Origin of the sequence: Leisingera sp. ANG-Vp, from assembly GCF_000813725.1 — a bacterium.
GTDB lineage: Bacteria > Pseudomonadota > Alphaproteobacteria > Rhodobacterales > Rhodobacteraceae > Leisingera.
In genome coordinates, this window is record NZ_JWLD01000044.1 from 124165 (window position 1) to 137165 (window position 13001).

The window sequence follows — 13001 nt, forward strand, 5'->3', positions numbered from 1 at the left end:
CCTGCTTCTTTCTGGGCCAAATACCCCGGGTGAGCCGCGCAGCGGCGAGGGCAGAGCCCTCCTTCCAACGCTCAATCATGCCCGCACCCCCATCCGGTTCAGCACCAGCTTTTCAATCAGCCCCAGCAGCGCCACCAGCGCCGCCGCCAGGATGGCAGCCGCAAACAGTGCCGACCAGATCTGCACGGTCTGCCCATAGTAGCTGCCCGCCAAGAGCCGCGCGCCAAGACCCGCAACCGCGCCAGTCGGCAGCTCACCCACGATGGCGCCCACCAGCGAGGCGGCAATACCGATCTTCAGCGAGGCAAACAGATACGGCATCGAGGACGGCAGCCGCAATTTCCAGAACCCCTGGGAGGTCGACGCGCTATAGGTTTTCAGCAGATCCAGCTGCATCGAATCCGGCGCCCGCAGCCCCTTCACCATGCCGACAACGACAGGGAAGAAACTGAGGTAGGCAGAGATCACCGCCTTGGGAATGATCCCCTGCACCCCGATCGAATAGAGCACCACGATGATCATCGGCGCCAATGCAATGATCGGGATGGTCTGGCTGACAATCGCCCAGGGCATCACTGACATATCCATGACGCGGCTGTGCACGATACCGACTGCCAAAAGGATGCCAAGGCCGGTGCCGATGGCAAAGCCCAGGAGCGTCGCGCTCAGGGTTACTTGCGCGTGGTAGATCAGGCTGCGTTTCGAAGTGATCTTCTTCTCCACCGTGGTCTTCCACAGTTCCACCGCCACCTGATGCGGCGCCGGCAGCCGCGGGCGCTCCTGCACCCAGGTGTCGCCAATGGCAAAGGTGTTCTTTGCCACCAGCCCGATTTCGCTCATGTCCCGGCGCGCCTTGGGTGTGGCCGGGGTGACTTCGGCCCCTGCCCGCTCAGCACCATCCAGAACGCCTTTGATGTTCATCGGCACGCAAGCCGCGTACCAAAGGGTAATGATGGCAGCGAGGACGGTTAGAACAGCTATCACACTTTTCATACCTGCCACTCCATCCGAATTTCCGGCAGCTGGTTGGGCGGCCCGGCATCATATGGGCCAGCCTCAACAAAGCCCTCCCGCTTATAAAACCTCTGCGCAGGCAGATTGCATTCCTGAGTGGTCAGCCACAGAGACCCGCGCCCGGCTTTCACTTGATCCAACAAGGCCTTGCCAACGCCCTTGCCACGCTCGCTGCAATAGAGCATGCCAATCCTCTGCGCCTTGGGATCAAACGACAAATATCCTTTGACCGGCTCGCCCGACACCCAGATTTCCCGGTCCGGCATCACCGTCCGGATGAAGTCTTCCGACTCCTTCAGGCTGTAAGTATCCGGCACCCAATCAGTTGCGGTTTCCCAATCAAAAATGATCTGCGCCATTGCGGGGATGTCGGCCTCCGTTGCCCTTCTGACTGGCGTATCAGTCATCGCCATGCCCCGCCCTGAGGCCTTCGCGCACCCGGTGGGCAATCTCGATGAACTCCGGGCTGTCGCGGATATCGAGCGGCCGCTCCTTGGGCAGCGTGCTGTCGATCACATCATGGATGCGGCCCGGCCGCGGCGACATCACAACGATCTTGGTCGAGAGATACACTGCCTCCGGGATCGAGTGGGTGACAAAGCCAATGGTCTTGTTGGTGCGCGCCCAGAGCTTCAAGAGCTGTTCGTTCAGGTGATCGCGCACGATCTCGTCCAGCGCGCCGAAGGGTTCGTCCATCAACAGGATGTCAGCATCGAACGCCAGCGCCCGCGCGATGGAAGCCCGCTGCTGCATGCCGCCCGACAGCTGCCAGGGAAACTTGCCGCCAAAGCCCGACAATTCAACAAGTTCAAGCACTTGGCTAACGCGCTTCTCCTGCTCCGCCTTGGAGTATCCCATGATCTCCAGCGGCAGCTTGATATTCTTGGCAATGGTCCGCCACGGGTAGAGCCCCGCGGCCTGAAACACATAGCCATAAGCCCGGTTGCGGCGCGCCTCATCCGGGGTCATGCCGTTCACGGAAAGGCTGCCGCCGGTCGGTGTCTCCAGCGCAGCAATACAGCGCAGAAACGTTGTTTTGCCGCAGCCGGACGGGCCGATGAAGGAGACAAAATCGCCCTTGTTGATCTCCAGGCTCACATCTTTCAGCGCGTGCACCGGGCCGTCATTGGTCTCAAACGTCAGATCCAGGTTCTTTGCCTCGATCACGCAGTCTGCGGGACCTGTTGCGGAAGCGGCGGCCTCGGGACGGATTGCCTGGGTGGTCGTTTCCATATTCATATCTTCGCCTTGATTTCACACAGGAAAACGGGCCGCCGATACCGGCAGCCCGCTCCTGAATTACACGCCTGTCGCCGGGATGCCGCTGCGCTCCACCGGACGCGGCGCGGTCAGCTCTTTCCAGGTCGACAGCGCCCTGTTCACCGTAGTGTTGGCCTCGCGCTCGACAAACTTGCCGTGGCCCTCCTGGCAGCGGATCTCGCCGTCATGCACCGCCACATGGCCGCGGGTCAGGGTAAAGCGTGGCAGGCCCTTCACCTCATGCCCCTCGAACACATTGTAGTCGATCGAGGACTGCTGAGTGCCTGCCGAGATGGTCTTGGTCTTGGCCGGATCCCAGACCACCAGATCGGCATCGGCGCCTACCAGAACGGCACCCTTTTTCGGATAGCAATTCAGGATCTTGGCGATGTTGGTCGAGGTTACAGCCACAAACTCATTAGGAGTCAGGCGGCCGGTTTCAACACCGTGGGTCCACAGCATCGGCATCCGGTCCTCAAGGCCGCCGGTACCATTGGGGATCTTGGTGAAATCGCCGACGCCATAGCGCTTCTGCTCCGTCGTAAAGGCGCAATGGTCCGTCGCCACCACCGACAGCGAGCCCGATTGCAGGCCGGCCCACAAGCTGTCCTGATGCTGCTTGTTGCGGAACGGCGGCGACATCACCCGGCGGGCTGCGTGGTCCCAGTCCTTGTTGAAATATTCGCTCTCATCCAGAGTCAGATGCTGGATCAAGGGCTCGCCCCAGACCCGCTTGCCCTGCATGCGTGCGCGGCGGATGGCCTCGTGGCTGTCCTCGCAGGAAGTATGCACCACATACAGCGGCACACCCGCCATATCGGCAATCATGATGGCTCGGTTGGTGGCCTCGCCCTCCACCTGCGGCGGGCGGGAATAGGCGTGTGCTTCGGGGCCGTTGTTGCCCTCGGCCAGAAGCTTCGCCGACAGTTCTGCCACCACATCGCCGTTTTCCGCATGCACCATGGCGATGCCGCCCAGCTCTGCCAGGCGCTGGAAGGAGGCATAAAGCTCATCATCGTTCACCATCAAGGCACCCTTGTAGGCCATGAAGTGCTTGAAGGTGTTGATGCCGCGCTCCTGCACCACGGTCTTCATATCGTCAAAGACCTGCTCGCCCCACCAGGTTACCGCCATGTGGAAGGAGTAGTCGCAATTGGCACGGGTCGATTTGTTGTCCCAGCGCTTCAGCGCATCCAGCAGGCTCTCGCCAGGGTTGGGCAGCGCAAAATCCACCACCATCGTGGTGCCGCCTGCCAGGCCCGCACGGGTGCCGCTTTCAAAATCGTCAGAGCTGTACGTGCCCATGAAGGGCATCTCCAGGTGGGTATGCGGGTCAATCCCGCCCGGCATCACATAGCAGCCGGTGGCGTCGAGCTCCTCATCGCCTTTCAGACCCTGGCCGATCTGTGTGATCACGCCGTTTTCGATCAGAACATCCGCCTTATAAGTCAGATCGGCGGTTACGATAGTGCCGTTCCGGATGACTTTACTCATGATTGCAACTCCCTGAATTGGGGCGTCTTTTCACGCCTCCGCTTGTCTCTTTCGCTGTCTGGCGCAGCTCTTTCATCTTGCTGGAAATACTCCGGGGAGCGGCCCCGCGGGCCGCAGGGGCAGCGCCCCTTATCCCACGATTTCCGCAGTTTCGACCACTGCATGGAACAGCACGTTGGCGCCCGCTTCGGCCCATTCCTTGCTGATCTCCTCCGCCTCATTGTGGCTGAGGCCGTCGACACAGGGGCACATCACCATGGCGGTCGGTGCCACCCGGTTGATCCAGCAGGCATCATGGCCTGCGCCGGAAATGATATCGAGATGCGAATAACCCAGCCGCTCTGCTGCGCTGCGCACTGCGGTGACACAACCCTCGTCAAAGGCAACGGGATCAAAGCCGCCAACTTTCTCGAACTCGATTTCCACCCCCATCGCCTCGGCGATTTCGCTGGCCTTTTCGCGCAGGCGGTTCTCCATATCGGTAATCACGTCCAATTCCGGGCTTCGGAAATCAACGGTAAAGACCGCCTTGCCCGGGATCACATTGCGCGAGTTCGGATAAACGTCGATATGGCCGGCCGCGCCAACCGCGTGCGGCGCATGGCTCCAGGCAATCTCGTCTACAGTTTCCAGAATACGTGCCATCGCAAGGCCAGCATTGCGGCGCATCGGCATCGGTGTGGAGCCGGTATGGGCATCCTTGCCGGTGATCGTCACCTGCGTCCAGCTGAGACCCTGTCCATGTGTCACCACGCCGATGTCCTTGCCTTCGGCCTCGAGGATCGGCCCCTGTTCGATGTGCAGCTCGAAGAAGGCATGCATCCTGCGGGCACCGGTTTCCTCGTCGCCCCGCCAGCCGATGCGGCTCAGCTCATCGCCGAATTTCTTGCCCTCGGCATCCTCCCGGTCATAGGCCCAGTCCTGGGTGTGAATGCCGGCAAAGACACCGGAGGACAGCATGGCCGGGGCAAAGCGCGTCCCTTCCTCGTTGGTGAAATTGGTCACCACAATCGGATGCTTGGTCTTGATGTTCATATCGTTGAGCGAGCGGATCAGCTCCAGCCCGCCCAGCACGCCCAAGACACCGTCGTATTTTCCGCCGGTCGGCTGGGTGTCCAGATGCGAGCCCACGTAGACAGGCAGCGCGTCCGGATCGGTGCCTTCACGCCGCGCAAACATGTTGCCCATCTGGTCCAGACCCATGGTGCAGCCTTCAGCCTTGCACCATTTCTCAAACAGAGCCCGGCCCTCGCCATCCTCGTCCGTCAGCGTCTGGCGGTTGTTGCCGCCAGCAATCCCGGGGCCGATTTTGGCCATCTCCATCAGGCTGTCCCACAGCCTGTCGCCATTGATTTTCAGATTCTGTCCAAGCGACGTCATCTCGAGCTTCCTTCCCTGTTCACCTGTCTTTGCAGGTTTCGGCCGGCGTTCTCGCCGTTTCCGGTGGCTTTGAGTGCTGGCCTTTCACCGAGCCGGTCCGCCTGGATCCGGCCAATGATTTGACCAACTGGTCAAACTCACGCTATCACGGGTTCACACTCAGTCAAGAAATTGCCGCGCCCCTCTTGAAAAAATCGGCCCTTTTGCCGGAAATAGGTGAAATTCCGCGCTTCAGCTGGCAGGTGCGGCAAAACAGACAAGGACGGACATGCCCGCAGACCGCGCGCCCACCCGAATTCAGAAGAAGAATCGCGCCGCAATTCTGGAGGCCGCTCTGGATGTGTTTTCCAGCCACGGCTTCCGCGGCTCCACCGTGGATCAGATCGCCAAGGCGGCGGGGTTGTCGAAACCGAACCTGCTCTATTACTTCCCTTCCAAGGAAGCGATTTTCAATGAGCTGATGGCCGGGCTTCTGGACACCTGGCTGGATCCGCTCAGAGCGCTTAATCCGGAGGGGGATCCGCTGGAGGAAATCCTCGCTTACGTGCAGCGCAAACTGCAGATGAGCCGGGATTTCCCAAGGGAGAGCCGACTGTATGCCAATGAGATCGTGCAGGGCGCGCCGCGTTTGCATGATGTCATCGCAAGCGATCTGAATGTGCTGGTTGAGGAAAAGGCCCGGCTTCTGCAGGGCTGGATGGATGCCGGCCGGATCAACCAGGCGCATCCCAAGCACCTCTTGTTTTCGATCTGGTCGCTGACACAGCACTATGCGGATTTCGACGCCCAGGTACGCACGCTGATGGGCACTGAAGACCCCTTTGACGCGGCGCCGCAATACTTGGAAACTCTTTACCGCCGGATGCTTACGCCGCAAAACTGATGCCAAGATCAGTTTTCGCATTCCCGCAATGGAAACTCTCCCGCGCCCGCAGGTGCCATCAGCTATGCTGATGCCCCCTTGGCGGCCTTGGGCCCGGCGCCGCGCTTTGCGCGGCGCCGGGCCCAACGGGAGACGGTCTCCTGCCAAGGAGGCCGGCGACGGGCGGGAGGACACCCGAAGCCGGCCGCCTCAGCAATGTTATTCCGCTGCTGTGGCGGAGGGGTTGTTGGGATGGGTGGTCCAGTTGGCGTAGTCGCCCGAAACCACCTCGCCGGTGCGTTCGTCGATCTGCCCTGCTGCGACCTCCTCCATGGTGATGCAGCCCTCAACCGGGCAGACATTCACACAAAGGTTGCAGGCAACGCATTCGTCGTCCTTCACCGTGAAAACCCGGTCTTCGCTCATCGCAATTGCCTGATGCGAGGTATCTTCGCAGGCCGCATAGCAGCGTCCGCATTTGATGCAGTCGTCCTGATTGATCTTCGCCTTGGTCACAAAGTTCAGATCAAGATACTGCCAGTCGGTCACATTCGGCACTGCCATGCCGATGAAATCCTGGGTGGAGGTATAGCCCTTCTCATCCATCCAGTTGGACAGGCCGGAGATCATCTCCTTCACCACGTTGAAGCCATAGGTCATGGCCGCGGTGCAGACCTGCACGTTGCCTGCGCCCATCGCCATGAATTCCGCCGCATCGCGCCAGGTGGTCACGCCGCCAATGGCAGAGATCGGCAGCCCGCGGGTCTGCGCATCCCGGGCGATTTCCGCCACCATATTCAGCGCAATCGGCTTTACCGCCGGGCCGCAATAGCCGCCATGGGTGCCCTTGCCGCCAATGGTCGGCTCCGGCGCCATGCTGTCGAGATCCACCGAAGTGATCGAGTTGATGGTGTTGATCAGGCTGACCGCATCGGCATTGCCCGCATTTGCAGCCCGCGCCGGGTGGCGGATGTCAGTGATGTTCGGGGTCAGCTTCACGATCACAGGCTTGGAGTAGTACTTCTTGCACCACTCGGTGACCATCTGGATGTATTCCGGCACCTGCCCCACGGCGGAACCCATGCCGCGTTCGGCCATGCCATGCGGGCAGCCGAAGTTCAGCTCAATCCCGTCGGCACCGGTGGCCTCGACCTGGGGCAGGATGTCCTTCCAGGCCTGCTCCTCGCAGGGCACCATGATCGAGACGATGACGGCGCGGTCCGGGTAGTCTTTCTTGACCCGGGTGATTTCCTCGAGGTTGGTCTGCAGCGGGCGGTCGGTGATCAGCTCAATGTTGTTGAGGCCCAGGAGGCGCCGGTCAGCCCCCCAGATCGCGCCATAGCGCGGGCCATTTACATTGACCACCGGCGGACCTTCAGCGCCCAGCGTTTTCCAGACCACACCGCCCCAGCCGGCCTCAAAGGCGCGGCGGACGTTGTATTCCTTATCGGTTGGCGGCGCAGAGGCCAGCCAGAACGGGTTGGGGGATTTGATCCCCAGAAATTCTGTTGTCAGATCAGCCATTTGATCTCTCCTCTTAAGGCTCGCTTGGCGCCGCCGGTGCGCGCCCAAGCTGGCTCAGCCCATCAGGCTGGAGTGAATGTCCATTGCGGCATCGCGGCCCTCGGCCACGGCGGTCACGGTGAGATCCTCGCCGCCCGAGGCGCAGTCGCCCCCGGCCCAGACCCCGGCCACCGAAGTGCGCCCGGTTTCCGTGACCTTGATCTTTCGGCCCTCAAGCTCCAGCGCATCCGGCTGGCCTTCCAGCGTCTGGCCGATGGCTTTGAAGACCTGATCGGCGGCCAGCCGCACGGTCTCGCCGGTGCCGGAGACTTTGCCGTCGGCAACCGCAGTATACTCCAATTCGATCTCGGCTGCCGAACCATTGCCATGCACCGCCTTGGGCATGACGTTGAACATCAGCTTGACGCCCTTGGAGGCCGCGAGATCCTGTTCGAACCGGCTGGCGCCCATGTCATCGCGGCTGCGCCGGTAGGCGATGGTGACGTTTTCTGCCCCCAGCAGTTTCGACTGCACCGCGGCGTCCACCGCGGTCATGCCGCCGCCGATCACCACCACATTGCGGCCCACCGGCAGCGCGGTCAGATCATCCGCCTGGCGCAGTTCGGCAATAAATTCCACCGCGTCACGGACACCGTCCTTGTCCTCGCCCGGTGCGCGCAGGGCGTTGACGCCTGCCAAACCGATGGACAGGAACACAGCATCATTATCCGCCTTCAGAGCGTCCAGGGAAAGCTCCGCGCCCAGCTTCTTACCGTAATCCATTGTAATGCCGCCGATTTGCAGCAGCCACTCCACTTCCCGCGCGGCAAAGTCGTTGGTGGACTTATAGGCGGCAATGCCGAATTCGTTGAGACCGCCCGCCTTGGATTTGGCGTCATAGATCACCACGTCATGACCTAGCATGGCCAGCCGGTGCGCGGCCGCCAGGCCTGCGGGGCCGGCGCCAACCACGGCAACTTTCTTGCCGGATGCGGCTGCGCGGGTGAAGGGGTGTTCGCCCTTCTCCATCAGCGTGTCGGTCGCATAGCGCTGCAGGCGGCCGATCTCCACAGGCTTGCCTTCAGCAGTCTCCCGCACGCAGGCCTCTTCGCAGAGCGTCTCAGTCGGGCAGACCCTGGCGCACATGCCGCCAAGGATGTTCTGCTCCAGAATGGTGCGGGCGGCGCTTTCAGCGTGGCCCGCCTGGATCTCCCGGATGAACTGGGGAATGTCGATGCTGGTCGGACAGGCCGTCATGCAGGGCGCGTCATAGCAGAAGTAGCAGCGGTCCGCTGCCACCGCTGCCTCATGCGCGTCATAAGCCGGGTGCAGGTCCGAGAAATTTTCGGCGATCCCCGCAGCGTCAAGCCGCGCTGCCTGAATGCCGGATGCCTGATGGCTGGTCGCCATTGGGTGTCTCCCTGATTTTGCGTTTTTCTTGCCTTCCAGAGTGCCACAGTCTGATTTTTTATCAACTGGTAAAATTTTGATCAGGGCAAAAAATAAGCTGCTCCGGCAGGAACAGCTTGCAAATCACTGATTTGACGAGAGAAGTCTGAAAGCGGTCTAAGCGGTCAATTGCGCAAGATGGCCGGTTTTCATCCAGATTTTGGCGCCTTCTGCGCCTGCGACAGCGTCAAACCGGCTGCCCGGCGGCAGCCTCAGCCAGTCCCAGCGGGTGAACTCTTCGCCGCTTTCCAGGTAGCTGCCAGCCACCACAAAGACTTCCATCCCGGCGGGAACTTCCAGGCTGACCGCCTGCCCCGGCGCCCAGTTCTGAAGCGTCACGGTCTCCACCGCATCCCGGAACAGCTCCTGCTCTGCAGCGCCGCCGCTGGTGCCTACGGTCACCTCGGTGCGGTCGTCCGGATCGAACTGGTGCAGTTTCACCAGGATCACCGCCCCCTCTGCCGCGGCCGGGGTGTGGCTGGTGGTTGGCGGGTTGCGGACATAGGTGCCGGCCGGGAAGTCGCCGTGCTCATCCTGAAAAACGCCGTCGAGAACCAGGAATTCCTCGCCGCCGTCGTGGACATGCGGGGCAAAGGCGGACCCTGGCGCAAACCGGACGATCGTGGTGGCGCGCGCCACCTCTTCGCCGATCCGGTCGAGCATCTTGCGCTCCACCCCCGGTGCCGGGCTGGCCACCCAAGGCGTCTCGTCAAAATGCACCGCGGCGCGTTTGGTGAAGTCGGCATTGATCCGCATATCGCTCTCCCTGGCTGCGCCAGCAATGTGGCGGCTGGAGGCGGCTGGGAAAAGAGTGCTCACGAAACCGTGTGAGCCTTGCCTCAGGCAGGCAGCACGGCGGTGGCTTCGATTTCCACTTTGGCTTCATCCTCAACCAGGGCAGAAACCACCACCATGGTCATTGCCGGGAAATGATACCCCATTACCGCGCGGTAGGCTTTGCCCACTTCGGACTGATGGGCGAGGTATTCCGCCTTGTCTGTCACATACCAGGTCAGCCGGGTGACATCCTGCGCCGTGCCGCCCGCGGCCTCGACCACGTCCAGGATATTGCGCAGAGCCTGGCTCATCTGGCCGGTAAAATCATGCGCCTCAAACACCTGGTCCGCTGTCCAGCCGATCTGGCCGCCGACAAACAGCAGCTTGCCTTCTGCCACCATGCCATTGGCATAGCCTTTGGCGGGCTTCCACCCTTCGGGATGCACGCTGATGGCCGGCATGGCATGGCTCCTTTGCTGATAACGCCTGCGGTCGACAATAGCGCGGCAGCCAGATTTATTTCAAGCTTAAAACTTATGAGCATAAAGCAGGCCGGCCGGTGGTTGCCATGAAGACCTCAGCCCGCCCGGTCCTTCCGCGTCAGAAGAGAGTCACTATCCTCTGGCGCAATACCAGCGCCGGGTTCATCCAATCCGCAGCCCGGAATTGAACACCTGCGCATACACGCCGGACGCAGAACGCAGCTGATCCTGCAAACTATTTTCTTGCGCTCCAACGCCCCGCTCCGCAGTCACCTGCTGTGAAACCAGTCACGATGCTTCTGCATGAAGTTTTTTCAGCGCAGCTCTGAACTATCCTGAACAGCAGCAGGACTAGTGGAGTTGAAAATCTGCCGCGACCCGCTCTAGGACCAGTCCCAAATGCATGGGCGGAAATTGGTGGAGATTATCCGACTAGTATCAACGGGATAGATTCCCGCCCGCCAAATTTGCCCAACGCAGGCACGATCAAGGCAAAAGGGCCCCAAGAGGGGAACCGCACCAATCTTTCACAAGAGGTATTCCGGGCAGTTTCGCCCGTTTGAAAGGCTGAGGTTTACACTCAAAACCATCTTCGGCGGCCTTCGGCCGAGCCTGTCCAAACCGGCGCCGCGGCGGAAATGCCCGCCTGGCGCCGGAGATTTCGCTTGCAGGGCAGAAGGCCCCGCGGGCTCACATGCCCAACGCTTCCTTGTACATTTCCAGCACCGCCTCTTCCTCAGCGATGTCGTCCTGGTCGCGTTTGCGCAGGGCAATGATCTTACGCATCACCTTGGTGTCGTAACCGCGCGCCTTGGCTTCGGCCATCACCTCTTTCTGCTGCTCGGCGATGGTCTTCTTCTCTTCATCCAGCCGCTCGAAGCGCTCGATGAACTGGCGCAGTTCGCCGGCAGTCACGCGGTAGTTTTCGCTTTTTTCGTCTTCGGTGATATCCATCCCGGGCTCCGTCGGCAGGTGCTGAGTTGTTGTCGTCGGAGCAAGGGGATAGCGCCCCGCCCGCCGCGCCGCAAGCGGGGAAAGGCGAACCCGGCCGCCAGGCAGCAAAAACCGGCACGTATGCCTGCACAGCTTGCACCGGGCGCCAGGATCAGCTAGGCGCGGCTGAGCGAAAATCCCGCAGGAGCACGCATATGTTCGATCTTATCGTCTGGACCGGAGCTGCAGTGTCCGTCGCAGGTCTGCTGGGTCTGATCTGGTGCATTATCAAGGTCGCCAAGGCCCGCCGCCAGAATCTGGACGACGAGGCCCTGCGCGCCGCTGTGCAATCGGTGCTGCCCTATAATCTGGGCGCCCTGCTGCTGTCGGTCCTGGGTCTGATGCTGGTAATGGTGGGCATCTTCCTGGGCTGAAGCCCCGGGGTCCGCCCGCGCAGCCCCGTCAGACGGGCATGTTGTCAAACATTTCCTCTACTGCTTCTTCGCAAAGCGCCGCTTCCAAGCGGCGGAACCGTCCGGGGACCTCTTCCCCTTTCTTGCGCATGTAGTCGAGCAGGCGGATGAATTCCGGACGCATCGCCAGCCGTTCAGCGCCAGTCTCTCCCAGGATCCGGGTCTCCAGCGCTTCGACGGTATGCAGCAGTTCTTCCTTGGTCATGAGCAGTCCTCCCTACGTCATGCGATTGTGCCAGTATTTCGCAACAGGAATACGAAAACCCGCGAAAATTGAGCTTCGCGCCTCAAATTTGCGCAGATTTACCGGCCCGCTGACGGTTTCGCGGGCAAATGCTGCTGCGCAGCTAGGATACCGCGATGCAGCATCGGCCTGCATTGACACAAATCAGGCCGCGGGATGATTTTAACGCGCTGCCGGTCCTTGCGCTGCCCGGCCTGAATACATATTCTTAAATCAATATATGAACTCACGGCTCTAAGCCGGAGCACAAGGGAGAGTAACAGATGACCCCCGCCGTCAAAGCCTTCTTCGACGAAGCAACCAACACAGTGTCATACGTGGTGCGCGAGCCGGAAGGCTCGGCCTGTGCCATCATCGATTCCGTGCTGGATTACGATCAGGCGGCCGGGCGCACCTGCACTGCCTCGGCGGATGAGATCATCGCCTGGGTCAAGGCCGAAGGACTGCGGGTGGAATGGGTGCTGGAAAGCCATGTTCACGCCGATCACCTGTCGGCAGCGCCTTATCTGCAGCAGGAATTGGGCGGCAAGATTGGCATCGGCGACCAGATCACCGTGATTCAGGACACCTTCGGCAAGATTTTCAACGAGGGAACAGAGTTTCAGCGCGACGGCAGCCAGTTCGACCAGCTGTTCCGCGAGGGCGATGCCTTCATGATCGGCCAGATGCGGGGCGAGGTGCTGCACACGCCGGGCCACACGCCTGCCTGCCTGACTTACGTGATTGGCGATGCAGCCTTTGTCGGCGACACGCTGTTCATGCCCGATTTCGGCACCGCCCGCTGCGACTTCCCCGGCGGTTCGTCAGAAGATCTTTATAACTCGATCCAGAAGATCCTGGCACTGCCTGATGAGACCCGCATTTTTGTCGGCCATGACTACAAGGCGCCGGGCCGCGACGAATACGCCTGGGAGACCACCGTGGGCGAGCAGAAGGCGCTGAATGTGCATATCGGCGAAGGCCGCAGCATCGAGGAGTTCACCGAGATGCGCGATGCCCGCGACGCGACCCTGGGCATGCCCCGGCTGATCCTGCCGTCGCTGCAGGTGAACATGCGGGCGGGCCAGATGCCGGAACCCGACGCGCAGGGCGATGTGTTTCTGAAGATCCCGGTCAACAAGATCTGACCG

Annotated in this window: 14 protein-coding genes; 3 read left to right on the forward strand and 11 right to left on the reverse strand. The window is 61.2% G+C overall.

The genetic code is table 11. The features are described 5' to 3' along the window. Positions 1–75: 75 nt before the first annotated feature. The 5 genes from RA20_RS14755 to RA20_RS14775 all read right to left on the reverse strand — a co-directional run bounded on the left by RA20_RS14755 (position 76) and on the right by RA20_RS14775 (position 5148). Entirely contained in the window at positions 76–993 is a 918-nt protein-coding gene (locus RA20_RS14755; RefSeq protein ID WP_039130219.1) for an ABC transporter permease, read from the reverse strand. Beyond that, positions 990–1427, reverse strand: coding sequence for a GNAT family N-acetyltransferase (locus RA20_RS14760; protein WP_241482266.1), 438 nt, complete (start codon positions 1425–1427; stop codon positions 990–992). Before RA20_RS14760 ends, RA20_RS14755 begins: the two co-directional genes overlap by 4 nt. Beyond that, entirely contained in the window at positions 1414–2253 is an 840-nt protein-coding gene (locus RA20_RS14765) for an ABC transporter ATP-binding protein (protein WP_039130222.1), read from the reverse strand. Before RA20_RS14765 ends, RA20_RS14760 begins: the two co-directional genes overlap by 14 nt. 60 nt (positions 2254–2313) lie before the next feature. Then, the gene (gene hydA / locus RA20_RS14770) at positions 2314–3768 is read right to left on the reverse strand and encodes a dihydropyrimidinase (RefSeq protein WP_039130224.1); all 1455 of its coding nucleotides are present in this window, start codon (positions 3766–3768) and stop codon (positions 2314–2316) included. A gap of 129 nt (positions 3769–3897) precedes the next feature. Then, positions 3898–5148 (reverse strand): Zn-dependent hydrolase, encoded by a 1251-nt coding sequence (locus tag RA20_RS14775; protein ID WP_039130227.1) that lies wholly within the window; start codon positions 5146–5148, stop codon positions 3898–3900. Positions 5149–5416: 268 nt separating this feature from the next. Between RA20_RS14775 and RA20_RS14780 the strand changes: the two genes are divergently transcribed. Further along, complete coding sequence (locus tag RA20_RS14780; RefSeq protein WP_039130229.1) at positions 5417–6031, forward strand: TetR family transcriptional regulator C-terminal domain-containing protein; 615 nt, start codon at positions 5417–5419, stop codon at positions 6029–6031. A 198-nt stretch (positions 6032–6229) separates the two neighbouring features. Here RA20_RS14780 and preA read toward each other — a convergent pair whose 3' ends face one another. The 5 genes from preA to RA20_RS14805 form a co-directional block, all read right to left on the reverse strand. After that, positions 6230–7534 carry an NAD-dependent dihydropyrimidine dehydrogenase subunit PreA gene (gene preA, locus RA20_RS14785; protein ID WP_039130231.1) on the reverse strand — a complete coding sequence of 435 codons (1305 nt, stop codon included), beginning with the start codon at positions 7532–7534 and terminating at the stop codon, positions 6230–6232. Positions 7535–7588: 54 nt separating this feature from the next. Next, positions 7589–8923, reverse strand: coding sequence for an NAD(P)-dependent oxidoreductase (locus RA20_RS14790; protein ID WP_039130234.1), 1335 nt, complete (start codon positions 8921–8923; stop codon positions 7589–7591). Positions 8924–9079: 156 nt separating this feature from the next. Continuing rightward, positions 9080–9718, reverse strand: coding sequence for a cupin domain-containing protein (locus RA20_RS14795; RefSeq protein ID WP_039130237.1), 639 nt, complete (start codon positions 9716–9718; stop codon positions 9080–9082). A gap of 83 nt (positions 9719–9801) precedes the next feature. Beyond that, complete coding sequence (locus tag RA20_RS14800) at positions 9802–10200, reverse strand: RidA family protein (protein WP_039130239.1); 399 nt, start codon at positions 10198–10200, stop codon at positions 9802–9804. Positions 10201–10911: 711 nt separating this feature from the next. Beyond that, on the reverse strand, positions 10912–11175 hold the full coding sequence (locus RA20_RS14805) for a DUF2312 domain-containing protein (RefSeq protein ID WP_039130241.1): 264 nt from the start codon (positions 11173–11175) through the stop codon (positions 10912–10914). A gap of 194 nt (positions 11176–11369) precedes the next feature. Between RA20_RS14805 and RA20_RS14810 the strand changes: the two genes are divergently transcribed. Next, positions 11370–11588, forward strand: a complete 219-nt coding sequence (locus RA20_RS14810) for a hypothetical protein (RefSeq protein WP_039130243.1) — start codon at positions 11370–11372, stop codon at positions 11586–11588. A 28-nt stretch (positions 11589–11616) separates the two neighbouring features. On the opposite strand, the gene RA20_RS14815 is transcribed toward RA20_RS14810, so the two are convergent. After that, positions 11617–11832, reverse strand: coding sequence for a hypothetical protein (locus RA20_RS14815; protein WP_039130246.1), 216 nt, complete (start codon positions 11830–11832; stop codon positions 11617–11619). Positions 11833–12134: 302 nt separating this feature from the next. Between RA20_RS14815 and RA20_RS14820 the strand changes: the two genes are divergently transcribed. Continuing rightward, entirely contained in the window at positions 12135–12998 is an 864-nt protein-coding gene (locus tag RA20_RS14820; RefSeq protein ID WP_039130249.1) for an MBL fold metallo-hydrolase, read from the forward strand. Positions 12999–13001 lie beyond the last annotated feature (3 nt).